The sequence below is a fragment of the Bacillus sp. B2-WWTP-C-10-Post-4 genome, assembly GCF_009183805.1.
In the GTDB taxonomy this organism is placed as follows: Bacteria; Bacillota; Bacilli; order Bacillales; family Bacillaceae_G; genus Bacillus_A; species Bacillus_A cereus.
Map to the genome: position 1 here is coordinate 149,423 of NZ_WEII01000001.1, position 15,782 is coordinate 165,204.

Below are 15,782 nucleotides of genomic sequence, written 5' to 3' on the forward strand. Positions count from 1 at the left end.
TTGTCAATTCTACATTTATTACATTCTCATCGTCAAGTAGCGATTTGTCACATTATCGTCAATATATACGTGCTAATTGGAGCGAGCCTAAGTTCCTTTCCTCTAAATGAAGAAATTGGCTCTATTTTCGCTTCGTTTTCGTTTACTAACACATGCCACGTTGCTTCTTTCGGAAGTTGCACAGTTTTAGCTTCTAAACCGCTATTAAATAAGACGATAATCTCTTTCCACGGCCCAAACGATTCTGCATGCTCTAGGTGATATGCAAGTACTTCTGTAGATGTTTGTAAAAAAGTCATATGTTTTTTTATAAGGTCTGCATTTTGTAATCGGAATGCCCCATGCTCTTTACGAATCGCAATTAAACCTTTTATATAGTTAACGGTTTCTATCTCTTTCTCTTTTTGATCCCAATCTAATTGATTGATCTCATCATTTGCATTATAACTATTTTCATTTCCTTTCTTCGTACGATAAAACTCTTGCCCTGCGTGTAAGAAAGGAATGCCTTGTGAAAGAATAACCATTGCGCTCGCTAATAGGTGACGTTTTTTCAAAATCGTTTCTGATTCTTCATTACTGCGCACTAGTTTATCCCACATCGTCATATTATCATGACATTCTACATAGTTAATGCTTTGCGCCGGCTCTAAAAACAACCCTGTTTCTTTCATACTTAAAAGACTTCCTGCTGCAATATACTGCAAATGATTACAGTCTACATGCCCACCAAATGCAAAACCACGCTTATTTATATGAAATGTACTCCCTTTTATCCCATCACGAAATTGATCATTAAACTGTGCGATATGTGGCATTTTCTTCGCATTATTTAACGTTGCTTTTTCCTCAAGAGGAAGCGGTGTTTGTAAATCCCATCCTTCTCCTAATAACAAAGCATCTCGTTTTATGTTTCGCACTTCTTTCTCTATCATATTCATTGTATCAATATCTAAAATTCCCATTAAGTCGAATCGGAATCCATCGACATTGTATTCAGTAAGCCAATATAAAATAGACTCTACAATGAATTTCCTCATCATTTTCCGTTCAGACGCTATATCATTTCCGACTCCCGTCCCATTAGAAGGCATACCATCTTCACCATGACGAAAATAATATCCTGGAACAAGCTTCTCAAATGATGATAGCTCTCTTTCATAAACATGATTATATACAACATCTATAATCACCCTAATACCTTGTTCATGAAATGTTTCAATTAGTTGTTTGCACTCAACTATCCTGTTATACGGATCAGAGGGGTTTGTAGCATAATATCCTGTTGGTGCATTGTAATATAATGGATTGTACCCCCAATTATAGGCAGAAGAAGAATTCGCCTCATCCACACCACCGAAACAATATAAAGGCAATAATTCAACATGCGTAACGCCTAAATCTTTTATATGAGACAAACCTGTCAATGTCCCATTTCGTCCTGTTGTTCCTTCTTCCATTAGCCCTTTATACGTCCCTTTTTTACCCACTCCACTGTTCGGATGAATAGTAGCATCACGAATATGCAATTCATACAATATGGCATCTGTCATTGCTTGTAATGGTGGTAATTGCTCTCGTTTCGTTACAGTCGTCTTTTCTAAATCGATAACAATGCCATACTTTCCATTTACAGTCACTGACTTTGCGTAAGGATCCACCGCTTCGTTCCATATTAAATTAATACAAACAAGAAATGTATAGCGTGCTCCGTCTAAATCACCTTGTAATGTTTGAATCCAAACTCCGTTTTCTCCCCTGTACATTTCATGATCGGTATATTCTTTATCGCTCTTATAAATTCTTACTTTCGCAAGCCTTGCAGTTGGAGCCCATACTTTAAATGTCGTTTCTTGTTTTTGATACACAGCACCTAAATCTGTACCTTCGTAATAATACTTTTCATCGAAAATTTTTGTTCGAATAACAGCACCTATTTGTAAATCAGTTTCTTCATTCCGTTCATCTCGTACTGTATAATACTTCCCCACATCTAGCGGCTCTTCTATAAAGCACTCATACTTCGTTGCATCTGGAAGCGCAATAGTATGAGTAATCGGTAAATCTTTCACATTACTTCCTTCTTGCAAACGAAATGTCCGACTTGTTCCATACGCATGTGGGAGCAAAATTGTAATTTTATTCATTTCATCTAAATAGGCATCAAATGGACGTTTTACTTTCAACATAAAAAAATCACCATCATTCTCAAAGTTAAAATAAAGTGAAACTTTAATGAGCGAGAAAATTTTTCCATCCTCACTTATTATTAGCCTTCACCAATTAGGCGAGATAAAATGATCTGCAAATGATAAGGCTTTTCTTATCAACAAGACTCTATACAGTAACTCCATTCTTCTCTATAGTATATTCACCTGCATAAAAAACGTTTTCAACATTCTATTTTTGTAATTTTATTTCAGCAATCGATTTATACTTCGGGGTTTCTTTCACGTGGGATTCGTATAAAGTAATTGTATCTGCTTGAAATGATATTTCAGGCACTTCTTTTATACTTTCTAAACGAAACTTTTCTTCTCCTATCCATTTACGAGCAACGGTAATATGCGGGTGATACGGGCGTATTTCTAGAGAAAATCCATTTTCTTCACAAATGGCATGTACTTGCTTTTGCAACTGAAACAAATCGTGATTCTCACTTACCTTCGCCCAAAAAATACGGGGCTGATCTTCCCTACCAAACGTTGAAAAACCTTGTAACGTGAACGATAGTTCTTTTGTTTCTGCAACTGTTTGTAATCCATTCTTTATTCCCTCTAATTGTTCCTCCGTTGCACTCCCTAAAAATGAAAGGGTAATATGATAGTCTTCTTTATGTACCCATGAACGAAATTGTAATTCCTCTTGCATGTCCTTTTTATAGTTATACAGCATTTCTTTTATATGATTCGGTAACGTAATTGCGACAAAATAATGCAGTTCCATGTACATCTTCTCCTTCTTTCTATTGTTGCTTTTCTTTCTTATCTCATTCAGGTAAAAAGAAGCCGCTCTCCAAAATAGAGAGCGGACATTATTTATATATCCATTACTTCGCTAATTCATGAATTGCTTGTGCGTAAATTGCTGTTGCTTTTAATAAGTCTTCAATTTCGATATACTCATCTTTTTGATGTGCAAGTTCTTCTTTTCCAGGGAATAGCGGGCCAAATGCCACACCAGCTTTTAATGAACGAGCATAAGTACCGCCGCCGATTGCTAATAGTTCTGCTTTTTCACCTGTTTGTTCTTCATACACACGTTGTAACGTACGGATTAATACGTGATCTTTATCGACGTGATGTGGGCGAGAATTAGAATAGTCAGCCACTTCAAAACCATGCGTATCAACATATTCTTTCAACTTCACAATTGTTTCTTCAAAGTTAGTTGTAACTGGGTAACGTACGTTTAGCCCTAAGTTACCACCGTTTTCTTTCGTATAAGAAATGCGACCGACATTCACTGTTAACGGACCGCTAATTTCATCTTTATAAGCAATAGTAGCTTTTTCACCAAAAATATCACCAGTAAATGTTTCTGTTGCAAATGTCGCAAATGCAGTTGCTTTTCCATCAAGTGAAACTGTAGTTAAGAAGTTTGCTAATAATAAACCTGCATTTTCTCCTTTTTCAGGAGTAGATCCGTGCGCTGAAATTCCTTCTATTTGCAACGTCACTGCATTTCCTTCTATAGTCGATTTCCCTATTTTTTTAGCAGTTTGTAAATACTCTTCATATGCTACTGTAAGTGCATTTACATCTTCTCCTGTAATAACCGCTTCTGCAAAATCAGGAACCATATTTAAACGGCGCCCTGAATCAAATGAAACAAGTTCATATGTACCTTTTTTCTCTTTACTACCATTTTGCACAACTTGTATATCAGAAATTCCTTTTTCTGCATTAATAATTGGAAAGTCTGCATCTGGTGCAAAACCGATTGTTGGCATTTCTTCATTTTTAAAGTAGTGATCTACACATTTCCAATTACTTTCCTCATCTGTTCCTATAATCATACGAACACGTTTGGAAAGAGGTAAGCCTAATTCTTTCACAATTTTCATCGCATAATATGCTGCCATCGTTGGGCCTTTATCGTCAATTGCACCACGTGCAAAAATCTTTCCATCGCGAATATCCGCACTATATGCAGGAGTCGTCCAGCCATCTCCTTCTGGTACAACATCAACGTGACAAAGAATGCCTACTAACTCTTCTCCTTGTCCCATTTCAAGATGACCTGCATATCCTTCTAAATTTTTAGAAGCAAAACCTTCAGTTTCTCCTTTATGTAACATGAAAGATAAAGCTTTTTCTACACCTTCACCGAATGGTGCGCCCTCTTTCGCCGATTCTTCTTCCCATACACTTTTAATTTGTAAAAATTGTTGTGTATCACGAATTAAATCATCTTTTCGTTTCGCAACTTCTTCTGTCCAATTAATTGCTGACATCACGCATCCATCCTTCACTATATTGTTTCTTTCATCATAACAAACCGAAATCTCTTATGCCATACACGAAAACTAAATACCGAACAATTGTAATATTTCAGATATTTCTTATTAGTTTTTCTTTTATTTTTTCAAAAAAATTTGCAGGAATTTGGCGTTTTACGTAGAATTTTATGTGTTAGTTGACTGACCATATATACAATGTCAACTACCAATATTTTTCTATATGAATATTTGTTAAATTTCTGTAAAATTTAAGTAGATTAAAGCATGAATTTTATCATGTAGAGTACAATGGTAGTAACGACCTTCTTTCCTGAATGGGGTCAAAAAAACTAGTAGAGGAGTGGTTTTCTCTTGAAACCTACAACTACTCGTATGCTAACACGCATTAAATCAATTTATATGTACATCAATGAAAACGGAACGGTAACGACGAAAGACCTTGTAGATGAGTTCGGGATCACACCGCGAACGATACAACGTGATCTAAATGTGTTGCAGTTTAATGAACTCGTGTATAGCCCTTGCCGCGGTAAGTGGACAACAACAGGAAAGAAAGTGAGAATGACCTCATAATGAAAAATAATTGTATGTAAATAAATACATACCCCTTTCTAATAATTAGAAAGGGGTCTTTTCTGCGCCTATAAAGGTACTACTTTTCAGTATCTACTTGATATGTTTTTAACATTTCTACTTCTTCATCTGTTAGCTCTCGGTATTGTCCAAGTTCTAGTTCTTCATCTAATACTAACGGACCCATCTCTGTTCTCTTTAGGTAGACTACTTTTTTCCCTACCGCTTCAAACATACGTTTCACTTGATGGAATTTCCCTTCCGTAATCACAAGCTCAATTTCAGAAATATCATCGCTTTTCAATATTGTAAGTGCACCTGGCTTTGTTTCATAGCCATCATCTAAAATAACACCTTTAGCAAACTCTTTTACATCCTCTTCTGTTACTACTCCTGCAACGTGTGCATAATATTTTTTCGGCACATGCTTTTTCGGAGATAATAATTGATGTGATAACTTCCCATCATTTGTTATCAATAAGAAACCTTCCGTATCGATATCAAGTCGTCCAACTGGGAACGGATCAAAGATTGCATCTTCTAATTCTAATAAATCTATTACTGTTTCATGATTATCATCTTCCGTCGCTGAAATAACACCTTGTGGTTTATGCATCATTAAGTAAACAAATTCTTTGTATTCCACAACTTCACCGTGAATCATAACTTCTTGCTCTTCTACATTTACATGAACTTTCGCATCTTTTACTGGCGTTCCATCAATTTTCACAACGCCGTCTTTCAATAATTTCTTTACTTCTTTTCTACTTCCATATCCCATATTTGCTAATAATTTATCTAATCTCACGTTTTTCACCTTCTTTATTTATCATAGAAAAGGGGACGTAATTACGCCCCTCTTGATTTCAACTTTATTTTAAATCTACTACCAAGTTTACGTTGAATTTTATCTAATGCTTCTCCGCCAAATACTCTTTCAAGTACTCCTGTGCGGATTGCTAACAATCCGTAAACAAGACCGCCAATACCTGCACAAATTGCAACTGTTATAAGAGCACCCATACGGCCATCAGGCGAAATCATGAAGGATAGAAGCCATTGTGATAGTTTTACAGCAACGACCATTATAAGTGTTAGTACTGCAATTTGGAATGTTCTTTTATATACAACACCGAATGAATAGTGTGCGTATTTTTTAATTTGTTGATTTGTGTACCAAACAGAAGCTAAGAAACCAACTGCTGTTGCTAGAATTGCTCCTACTGTACCGAAATAACGAATAAAGATTACGTTACATACAAATTTCAAAATAACGCCCATTATAAGCGCAATAATCGCATGCTTCTGCTGGTTAATACCTTGCAGGATTGCCGCTGTTACTGTAAATAAAGCGAATAACAACGCAACTGGTGCATACCACATTAATACTTGTCCACCTAGTGGATCTGAATCGTAAAACGCAGTATAAATTGGATATGCCAGTGAAGAAATACCGACAACTGCTGGCAATGTTAAAAACATATTCGCCTGGAATGTTTGTGTAATTTGTAATTTCAAATAACGGTATTGTTTTTCAGTAAATGATTTTGTAATTGCTGGTACAAGCGTTAAACTAAACGCTGTTGCAAGTGATACAGGAATCATAATTAGCTTATGCGTCCACATTGTGAAAATACCGAGAGCTCGCTCTGCGATATCACCTTGACCAATCGCCTGCATAATTGAGTTAAATGTCAATGTATCAATTTGTTGATATAAAGGAATTGTTAACCCAATTACAACGTAAGGAATCGCATATGCAAATAACTCTTTAAACAATTGAACGGTGCTTACTGTTGATTCTGGTACAGTTTGTTCAATTAGATATTGATCCAAATATTTTTTACGTTTTAACCAGTACCAAATTAACACACCGAGTGCTCCAACCGCTGAAACGAACGCAGCAAATGTCGCTACTCCAACTGCTGTTGCAACTGTACCGCCAAGTACTTTAATAACGATAAAACTACCTGCTAATAAAAAGACGATACGAATAATTTGTTCAATAATTTGTGAAACGGTAGTTGGTCCCATAGACTGGTGACCTTGGAAATAACCACGAATTAAACTCGCTGCTGGTACAACAATAAGTGCGAAACTTACAAGACGAATAATCGTCGTAACTTCTCCTACATTATTGTGTATACTTTGTTTACCAAGCATCGCTTCTGCAAACAATGGCGCCGTCATGTACAGTACTAGGAACGAAAGAACTCCTGTTACTATCATCATAACCATTCCCGAGCGGAACATTCTCCGGCTCGTTTTATAATCGCCAAGCGCATTATATTTGGAAACAAATTTTGAAACAGCAAGTGGCACACCTGCCGTTGCGATACTTAAAAAGATCGTATATGGAATGTATCCATATGTATAGAGCGTTCCGCCTTCTGTTCCTACTAATGCATGAAACGGAAAGACGTAAATCATGCCTAAGAACTTTACTAAAAATGTCCCTAGCGTAACAATAAGCGTTCCGCGCAGAAATTTCGAATCGGACATACAAAAATCCTCCTACATCTACATAAAGTGAAACTATAATTAGTTGGAGACTTCTCTCCTACTCCTTATTAGTTGAACCATTCGAGCATTTACAGGCTAACAGACTCCCTATTTACTTCTCCTAAATCTTGAGATTTTAGTCTTATCGCCTACAAATGGCAGGATAGTGCTGAACTCTAACTTTTGTATTGTACCACAATTCTCTCATTAAGCAGTACTTCACTCTATTTTTCTTTTAAGGGAAAACATGCTATTCTTTTAGGCAGGAAATGTAGAAAATGAGGTCGATATATTATGCATTATGATGTTATTGTCATCGGCGGCGGTCCTTCTGGGCTAATGGCTGCAATTGGTGCTGCAGAAGAAGGCGCAAATGTCTTACTTCTTGATAAAGGAAATAAACTTGGGCGTAAACTTGCAATTTCTGGTGGCGGACGCTGTAACGTAACAAACCGTCTACCACTTGATGAAATTGTTAAACATATACCAGGAAACGGTCGCTTCTTATACAGCGCTTTTTCTATTTTTAATAATGAAGATATTATTACATTCTTCGAAAATCTTGGTGTTAAATTGAAAGAAGAAGACCACGGTCGCATGTTCCCTGTGTCAAACAAAGCACAATCTGTTGTAGACGCACTTTTAACACGATTAAAAGACTTAGGTGTAAAAATTCGTACAAATACGCCTGTTGAAACGATTGAATATGAAAATGGTCAAACGAAAGCAGTTATACTGCAAACAGGTGAAGTGTTAGAAACAAATCACGTCGTTATCGCTGTTGGCGGAAAATCAGTTCCTCAAACCGGATCTACTGGAGACGGATATGCTTGGGCTGAAAAAGCGGGTCATACAATTACAGAATTATTCCCAACAGAAGTACCTATCCTTTCAAACGAGCCGTTTATACGTGACCGCTCATTACAAGGTCTTGCTTTACGTGATATAAACTTAAGCGTATTAAACCCGAAAGGAAAAGCTATCATTTCTCACAAAATGGACATGCTCTTCACTCATTTTGGCCTATCTGGTCCTGCTGCTCTTCGCTGTAGTCAATTCGTCGTGAAAGCACTGAAAAAGTTTAAAACGAATACAATACAAATGAGTATTGATGCATTGCCAGAGGAAAATAGTGAGCAACTATTTCAGCGCATGCTGAAACAAATGAAAGAAGATCCGAAAAAAGGAATTAAAAACGTTTTAAAAGGTTATGTTCCTGAACGTTACTTCCTATTCTTATTAGAAAAAAATGAAATTGACGGCAGCGAACAAGCTGGACAAGTTTCTCACGAAAAGATTCGTGCACTTGTGAAAGACTTTAAAGAGTTTACTGTGAATGTAAATGGTACGCAGTCAATTGAAAAAGCATTCGTTACTGGCGGCGGTGTATCCGTGAAAGAAATTAACCCGAAAGAAATGTCTTCTAAATTTACGAACGGCTTATATTTCTGCGGAGAAGTTCTTGATATTCATGGTTATACTGGTGGCTATAATATTACATCAGCCCTTGTTACTGGTAGAATTGCCGGAACGACAGCTGGAGAAAACGCGAAAATGCAGTATTAAAAAAAGAAACAGGGATTCCTGTTTCTTTTTTTATAGGTACATGAAATTATATGAGCGATTCCACAAATATATCAGCGATTCCGCAACTTATATCGGCGATTTTCCAAATTTATCAGCGATTTTGCAACTTATATCGGCGATTTCCCAAATTTATCGACTTACCGACAAGAAGCGACAAATATCTGCTCCATGTAACTTTCCATTGCTTTTTTGTTGCTTTATTTACCTTAGTACCTTTATATTTTATATTGTTGAATATTTAAAAAAGGGTAAGGGGAAAACAAATGAGAAAAAAAGTCATGATGTCTTTAATGTTAATGACGTTTCTTTCTGCGGTAGAAGGAACGATTGTTAGTACAGCAATCCCTCGTATAACGAGTGATTTGTCAGGCGTCGAACTTGTTAGTTGGGTATATGCAATTTATATGCTTGCAACAGCTGTTTCGACTCCAATATACGGAAAGCTCGCTGATTTATTTGGCCGTAAAAAAGTTTTACTAATCGGAGCTACAATCTTTTTAGTCGGTTCTGCACTTTGCGGAATCGTTACATCGATGGAACAATTAATCTTCTTCCGCGCGCTTCAAGGTATCGGTGCTGGTGCTGTTATGCCAATCACAATGACGATTATTGGAGACTTATATAGCGAAGCGAAAGACCGCGCGAAAGCACAAGGTTGGATGAGTGCCGTTTGGGGTGTATCCGGTGTTATCGGACCGTTAGTAGGTGGATTTTTAGTTGATTCCCTTTCTTGGCGCTATATTTTCTTCCTAAACGTTCCATTCGGAATTATCGCTTGCTTAATGATTGCAATTTACTACAAAGAATCTATTAAACCTGCTAAGCATCATATCGATTATCTTGGTGCAACAGTCTTCTCATTAAGTACAATCGCTCTACTATATGCATTATTAACAGGTAGCAGTAAGCAAAACTGGGGAGACATGACAATTATCGGCCTATTAATCTTTGCCGCTATTTCATTTATTATTTTCTTATTCATCGAGAAAAAATCTCCAGAACCATTAATTCCGCTAGCACTTTTCTCTAACCGTACATTATCTACGATAAATATATTAACTCTTATTGCTGGCGCAATGATTATTAGTATTACAATGTACCTTCCAATTTGGAGCCAAGGTGTATTAGGGAAAAATGCTACAGAAGCTGGACTTATTTTAATGCCAATCCCTGTTATGTGGACATTTGGCGCTATTTTCTCTGGTAACTTAGTAGGCAAATTAAAAACGAAACAAATCATTTTACTTGGAGCTAGCATTTTATCAGTCGCTACGTTCTTATTATTTACACTATCAACAAATTCACCATCGTTCCTTATTTATGTAGCAGTCGGATTATTCGGCTTAGGAATGGGGCTTGTGACACCGATTTACATGGTAACAATTCAAGCAGCCGTACCAGCTCATACACGCGGAACAGCCGTTGGTTTAAACACATTTATTAATACATTCAGTCAAACGTTAGGTGCTGCAATCTTTGGAACAATCTTTAATACGATGATTCATGCACGCGGCATTAAAAACCTTGATCTTGTATCTGGTGGACACGGCGGGACTACAGCAAGTGTAGCCACTGAATCACAATCCGCATTAGCTGCAAGTGTACACGTTATTTATATGAGCACTTTCGTATTAGCAGTATGTACATTAATTATCGGTTGGCTTTTATTAAAGCCAGCTACACAAACAAGTGAGCAACAATAAAAAGGATGACCATTTTGGTCATCCTTTTTTTATTCTTCATTCTCCACAATATGTTTCAGCATGGATAATTTATTATCCCAAAAACGTTCATAATATGAGAGCCATTGTTGTAATTCTTCTAATGGTTCTGGATGCAAACGATATATCTTCTCTCTTCCGCTCTTTCTTCCACTTACTAAATTCGCTTCCGAAAGAATATGAAGGTGCTTTACAACCGCAGTACGACTCATCGGAAAATGATCCGTTATTTTGGAAATCGGTAACTCTTTGTCACTTAATAACCGTATTACTTCTCGGCGGGTTGGATCAGCAATTGCTTGAAATACATCATATTTCGCTGCTGACGAGGACACTTAGCCTTCGACAACCTTTTTCAGTTTTTCATTTACAATCGCTACCCAACCACCGCTCATTCTATCGCGAATAATAGAGCTCTTCGCATTTGCTTTCGGAAGAATTTCATCAGGATGTTTCCAGCCGCCGTGAATTAACGTAAATTCTGTTTTGTTATCTCCTAAGTCTTTCAAATCAAATGAAACAACCCAGCCATCTGTATCCCATGAGAAAGATAAATGGTTTGGCTCATCAATTTCTAACACTTTACATGGTGATGGCCCAAATGGTGATTGCACATGAAATTCATGTCCTACCTCTAATACAAAATCATTTGGCATAAACCATGACGCAATCCCTTCTGCAGTTGATACTACACTCCATACCTTTTGAATAGACGCGTTAAAAACGATTGTTTGTTTAATATCATTTAATGTATTTTGTTGTTCCATCTTCATTCTCCTTTACTCGGCGTTATAACATAACACCTTTTGGTTATACTTCGATAATATAACACCTTTTAGTTTCATGTCAACGCTAATTCTTTTACTGTTGAGAAATTCTCAACATTTTTTCAACAGGACAAACACCCTCTTAGCATTTCCTCATAATATACTCACAAAGGCAATACAAAATAAAAACTTCTCTCAACATGAAACTCCATCATTCATCTTGAGAGAAGCGCCTTACTTATATCATGCGTACTTCGTCTCTCCTCCTTCCCTCAAGGGACAATACGCGAGATATGACAAATCAGAAGGAATATGCCCACCATTTGAGTAGGTAGTTATTTCTCTTCTCCTCAACATTTCCTCAGGAGCGAAATGACTACCGACTCACTTTTTTCAAACAAAAATAAAAAGGGGATGAAAGCTATGTTCTATTGCATTAACTGCTCTGATATTCATCATGAAAAACATCCGAATGATAAAGTATTCAAAAACGGCTTTTATATTGATCCATTTTTAGGTGATCGTTATCACCTTGGTATGTGTAAAGATGCGCAAAATCATGAAACAGGGGAGCCTCTTTTAACGACAAAAAAATTAGGCACACCCCAATCTATTATGAACGTATTACCGACACATGTTGTCCCAACATAAAACATAAAAAAGAGCTGGGTGAGCCAGCTCTTTTTTATGCTTTATAAACGATCATTGCTGAAAAACAATAAATTTGGTTTTCATCGTCGTTAATGGAAACACCAACTTGATACTTAATATCTACAAAGTTGCTATCATCAATCTTTTTCAAAAACACATTCACAGCGTCTTCTAAGTCTTTTTCGTGACTTTCATCAAAAACTTTCACACGAATCATGTTAACACCATCCTAGATCGCAGCCCTCCGCCGCTTGATTATTGCCACGGTGCGTATCTATGATGCGATAAAACTTTCCATTCTCATATATATATCCGTCTTCTAACACATATTTTTTATCTTCAGTATAGACATAAAACTTACCTATCATAAATTTACTCGTATATAATTCCAAATAATTTGGTCTAAATTTAGCTACAACTTTATTTGTAATATCAATTTTTATTGTGCGCCCCACCTTCTCTCCCTCCTTTGCAAAGAACGGATTTAGGTATATTGTATTAGCGCTTTTACATTTTATGCTTAAAAATAAGTGGATATGCCCTCTTTCTCACCTGTACTATTTTTCTAAAAAAATCACTATAAAGTGAAACTTTAATCAGCCCGACCACCCACCTAACTTCTTTGCTTTCGCTGAATTTTGAAGTGGGGGCCTTATTGCCCGTTAATGCGGGATAAATATGTTCAAAAAAAAATAAAAAAAGCACTTCACCTTATTGACTCGAATATAAATGTTATGTTATTATATAAAATTTGACATTTTTATATACGTATGCTATCATTAAAAGTGGTTACCACATATGGAGGTGGATGATTTGTTTCAAATTGGTGATAAAATCGTTTATCCAATGCACGGTGCAGGAATCATCGAAGCAATTGAAGAGAAAGAAATATTAGGTACTTCACGTCAATATTGTGTGATACGCATCATTAGTAAAGATATGCAAGTAATGCTTCCGATGGATCAATTAAAAAAATCAGGTATTCGTTATATCGTTGATCGAGGTACGTTAGATGATATACTTCTTGAATTTCAAAACGGGGAGTCAGACCCATCACTCTCATGGAAACAAAGATATACAATGAATATGGAAAAAATGAAAAATGGCAATTTACAAGATAGCGCAGAAGTGGTTCGGGATTTACTTCGCCGTAATAAAGAGAGAACATTAAATGCGAGCGAAAAACAAATGCTAGATAATGCACGAAAAATGATGATCAGCGAAGTCGCGCTCGTACAAAATGTTACTGAACATCAAGCAACAGAATTTCTTCAAGATACAATTAATCACTAAATTTAAAATAGCTGGCCGCTATTTTTTTTGTAAAAAAAGGACGAAGAGTTTTATCTCTTCGTCCTTTTATATTACCCACGCCCAGCTTGAAACGATGGATATAACGTCATTCCACCATCTGCAAATAGCGTAATTCCCGTTACGTAACTCGCCTCTGATGAAGCAAGCCAAGTTGCTACTGCTGCGATTTCTTCAGGTTTTCCAATATAGCCCATAGGTATCATACTTTCTACGTCAGCACGTTTTTTAGGATCAGCAAACTTTTCTGCATTGATTGGCGTATTAATTGCACCTGGTCCTATATTATTTACTCGAATACCTTTTGGCGCATATTCTAGCGCTAACGTTTCTGTCATCAGTTTAATGCCACCCTTACTTGCTGCATAGTGCACAAATAGTGGCCACGGAATTTTCTCATGAACACTAGACATATTAATGACAGACCCTTTAATATCATGTTCTACAAAATATTTAATCGCTTCACGACTTCCTAAAAAAGCACCTGTTAAATTTGTATTAATTACCCTATTCCAATCTTCAAGCGGCATTTCATGCGACGGTACCGCGTTTTCTATCCCTGCATTATTAATCATAACGTCAAGCGTACCAAACTCTTTCACAGCAGATTGAATAAGATTCACAACATCTGATTCGACGGTTACATCACCTTTTACAGCAATCGCTTCGCCGCCTACCTTTTTAATTTCTTCTAACACATCATTCGCTTCTGATTCTCGTGAACGATAATTAATAACCACTTTCGCTTTTTCCTTAGCAAACCTTACTCCCATCGCTCTTCCGAGACCAGTTGCTGATCCTGTAATAACGACAACTTTCCCTGCTAAATCACTATACATTTCCATACCTCCTTTAACTTTTGGCTATACCTAACATAATTCCGGCTGCGATAATAAAAACGATACCGACAACGATACCCGTTAATTGACGTTTCGTTTTCTTTTCACCTAATATAAGGATCCCACCAAGCGTGGAAATAATAATTCCCATTTGCGATAGCGAGAAACTTGTTGCGACTCCAACACGCGGCTGTGAAATGAATAAAAACATATTTCCAGCTGCCCAAATTAAGCCTGGAATAATATTTCGAATTGCATATTTATTAAATGGATGATGTTTAAAGGTAAGCAAAATCCCACCTAACACCATACCAACTGCTTGTGGCAACAAAGCCGACCAGCCATCCACGTTAAATAACCTAATTACTACTACGTAAACTAAATAACCGACTGTTGAAATTAATAAAATTACGATACCTCTTTTAAAGTTTGCTGCTTGCTCTGCATTCTTTTCTTCTTCACTTTGAAGCGATGTTAAAATAACACCGATAATAATACAAACGAGCGCTAAAATCCCAAGGACGACCGATATTGTCGTGGACCATTCATGAAATACGATAACGCCAAATAAAGTCGTCGCGACTAATTGAAGTCCTGTTGAAATTGGCATCGTCCTCGAAACACCCATTAAATCAATACTTTTCAATTGATTTGCCTGACCAAGCGCCCAAAATAAACCTGACACAACTCCAACTCCGATAACGGTAGGTGTTAATACTGGCTTCATAAAAATATAAACAACAATTGAGAAAATAAGTGCTCCAAACGTTGTTCCGAGCGTTTGACTATACGGGCCCCCGCCCAGTTTTACGTTAAATAGCACAATACTTCCCCAAAATATAGCTGGTAAAATCGCTAAAAATATATCCATCACTCATTACCTTTCTTTACTAAATGCCATAGATTATCACTCTAAGTCGTTAGAGTGAGCTTTTATTTTTTCTTTTTCCCGTTCACAAACTTTTTCTGCAATAACGTCAGAAACATTCTTTTCTCGCTCCACTTTCTTTATCTTTACGTGATCTAAATGATCTTCCAAAGTAAGCGTAACTTTATCGTTCGGCGGATTATGCGCTCCTTGAAATGTAAGAAATTGTAGCTTCACTTCGTATCTAGGAACAAATTCATCTTTCTTGCCGAGACGCTTTATATCTATAACTGAAGCACATTCATATTGATCTTCTGTCACTTGTCTAATAACTGAATAGTACCTATTTGATAATGCACTCTCTAAAAGCTGTTCTCTTGATTCTTTCGCGAAAGAATCGCTTGGAGAAGAGAAAAAGGCCACACATAGCATTGTGATAACTACACATATTTTTTTCATAGTTCCCTCCTTGTTCTATAGATTAGTGTTCTCAAAACTGCC

At 36.7% G+C, this 15,782-nt stretch carries 17 protein-coding genes; 5 read left to right on the forward strand and 12 right to left on the reverse strand.

Annotation, left to right across the window (positions count from 1 at the left end):
• Positions 1-47 precede the first annotated feature (47 nt).
• The 3 genes from pulA to pepV form a co-directional block, all read right to left on the reverse strand.
• Positions 48-2,189, reverse strand: coding sequence for a type I pullulanase (gene pulA / locus GBN78_RS00790; RefSeq protein ID WP_047386996.1), 2,142 nt, complete (start codon positions 2,187-2,189; stop codon positions 48-50).
• Between the two features lie 211 nt (positions 2,190-2,400).
• On the reverse strand, positions 2,401-2,946 hold the full coding sequence (thpR, locus tag GBN78_RS00795) for an RNA 2',3'-cyclic phosphodiesterase (protein ID WP_000418996.1): 546 nt from the start codon (positions 2,944-2,946) through the stop codon (positions 2,401-2,403).
• A 103-nt stretch (positions 2,947-3,049) separates the two neighbouring features.
• Positions 3,050-4,456 carry a dipeptidase PepV gene (gene pepV / locus GBN78_RS00800; RefSeq protein ID WP_152126874.1) on the reverse strand — a complete coding sequence of 469 codons (1,407 nt, stop codon included), beginning with the start codon at positions 4,454-4,456 and terminating at the stop codon, positions 3,050-3,052.
• 357 nt (positions 4,457-4,813) lie between these two features.
• Here pepV and GBN78_RS00805 point away from each other — a divergent pair, with 357 nt between their 5' ends.
• Positions 4,814-5,035 carry a DeoR family transcriptional regulator gene (locus GBN78_RS00805; protein WP_000805512.1) on the forward strand — a complete coding sequence of 74 codons (222 nt, stop codon included), beginning with the start codon at positions 4,814-4,816 and terminating at the stop codon, positions 5,033-5,035.
• Between the two features lie 79 nt (positions 5,036-5,114).
• Here the strand turns inward: GBN78_RS00805 and GBN78_RS00810 are convergent, their stop codons facing one another.
• Together GBN78_RS00810 and GBN78_RS00815 are read right to left on the reverse strand one after the other, a co-directional pair.
• A complete protein-coding gene (locus tag GBN78_RS00810) occupies positions 5,115-5,843 on the reverse strand; it encodes a pseudouridine synthase (RefSeq protein WP_001234947.1) in 729 nt (242 codons plus the stop codon).
• Between the two features lie 41 nt (positions 5,844-5,884).
• Positions 5,885-7,537: a putative polysaccharide biosynthesis protein gene (locus GBN78_RS00815; protein ID WP_001284030.1), complete on the reverse strand. Its 1,653-nt coding sequence runs from the start codon at positions 7,535-7,537 to the stop codon at positions 5,885-5,887.
• Positions 7,538-7,831: 294 nt separating this feature from the next.
• Here GBN78_RS00815 and GBN78_RS00820 point away from each other — a divergent pair, with 294 nt between their 5' ends.
• Both GBN78_RS00820 and GBN78_RS00825 read left to right on the forward strand, forming a co-directional pair.
• On the forward strand, positions 7,832-9,103 hold the full coding sequence (locus GBN78_RS00820; protein ID WP_000558859.1) for a BaiN/RdsA family NAD(P)/FAD-dependent oxidoreductase: 1,272 nt from the start codon (positions 7,832-7,834) through the stop codon (positions 9,101-9,103).
• Between the two features lie 284 nt (positions 9,104-9,387).
• Positions 9,388-10,827 carry an MDR family MFS transporter gene (locus tag GBN78_RS00825; RefSeq protein WP_001228005.1) on the forward strand — a complete coding sequence of 480 codons (1,440 nt, stop codon included), beginning with the start codon at positions 9,388-9,390 and terminating at the stop codon, positions 10,825-10,827.
• 29 nt (positions 10,828-10,856) lie between these two features.
• On the opposite strand, the gene GBN78_RS00830 is transcribed toward GBN78_RS00825, so the two are convergent.
• Entirely contained in the window at positions 10,857-11,180 is a 324-nt protein-coding gene (locus GBN78_RS00830) for an ArsR/SmtB family transcription factor (RefSeq protein WP_000098837.1), read from the reverse strand.
• Positions 11,181-11,612, reverse strand: coding sequence for an SRPBCC family protein (locus GBN78_RS00835; protein ID WP_000437765.1), 432 nt, complete (start codon positions 11,610-11,612; stop codon positions 11,181-11,183).
• Between the two features lie 423 nt (positions 11,613-12,035).
• Here GBN78_RS00835 and GBN78_RS00840 point away from each other — a divergent pair, with 423 nt between their 5' ends.
• Positions 12,036-12,263 (forward strand): DUF3973 domain-containing protein, encoded by a 228-nt coding sequence (locus tag GBN78_RS00840; protein ID WP_000498988.1) that lies wholly within the window; start codon positions 12,036-12,038, stop codon positions 12,261-12,263.
• A gap of 34 nt (positions 12,264-12,297) precedes the next feature.
• On the opposite strand, the gene GBN78_RS00845 is transcribed toward GBN78_RS00840, so the two are convergent.
• Both GBN78_RS00845 and GBN78_RS00850 read right to left on the reverse strand, forming a co-directional pair.
• A complete protein-coding gene (locus GBN78_RS00845) occupies positions 12,298-12,480 on the reverse strand; it encodes a sporulation protein Cse60 (RefSeq protein WP_000621751.1) in 183 nt (60 codons plus the stop codon).
• A gap of 1 nt (position 12,481) precedes the next feature.
• Positions 12,482-12,718 (reverse strand): DUF2553 family protein, encoded by a 237-nt coding sequence (locus tag GBN78_RS00850; RefSeq protein ID WP_000533804.1) that lies wholly within the window; start codon positions 12,716-12,718, stop codon positions 12,482-12,484.
• Positions 12,719-13,061: 343 nt separating this feature from the next.
• Here GBN78_RS00850 and GBN78_RS00860 point away from each other — a divergent pair, with 343 nt between their 5' ends.
• The gene (locus GBN78_RS00860; protein WP_000451444.1) at positions 13,062-13,556 is read left to right on the forward strand and encodes a CarD family transcriptional regulator; all 495 of its coding nucleotides are present in this window, start codon (positions 13,062-13,064) and stop codon (positions 13,554-13,556) included.
• A 71-nt stretch (positions 13,557-13,627) separates the two neighbouring features.
• Here GBN78_RS00860 and GBN78_RS00865 read toward each other — a convergent pair whose 3' ends face one another.
• From GBN78_RS00865 to GBN78_RS00875, 3 genes are read right to left on the reverse strand one after another with little or no spacing between them, the layout of a single operon-like run.
• Positions 13,628-14,413: a glucose 1-dehydrogenase gene (locus GBN78_RS00865; RefSeq protein ID WP_000286673.1), complete on the reverse strand. Its 786-nt coding sequence runs from the start codon at positions 14,411-14,413 to the stop codon at positions 13,628-13,630.
• Between the two features lie 13 nt (positions 14,414-14,426).
• Positions 14,427-15,284 (reverse strand): glucose uptake protein GlcU, encoded by an 858-nt coding sequence (gene glcU / locus GBN78_RS00870; protein ID WP_000350861.1) that lies wholly within the window; start codon positions 15,282-15,284, stop codon positions 14,427-14,429.
• Positions 15,285-15,320: 36 nt separating this feature from the next.
• A complete protein-coding gene (locus GBN78_RS00875; RefSeq protein WP_000717679.1) occupies positions 15,321-15,740 on the reverse strand; it encodes a DUF3888 domain-containing protein in 420 nt (139 codons plus the stop codon).
• Positions 15,741-15,782 lie beyond the last annotated feature (42 nt).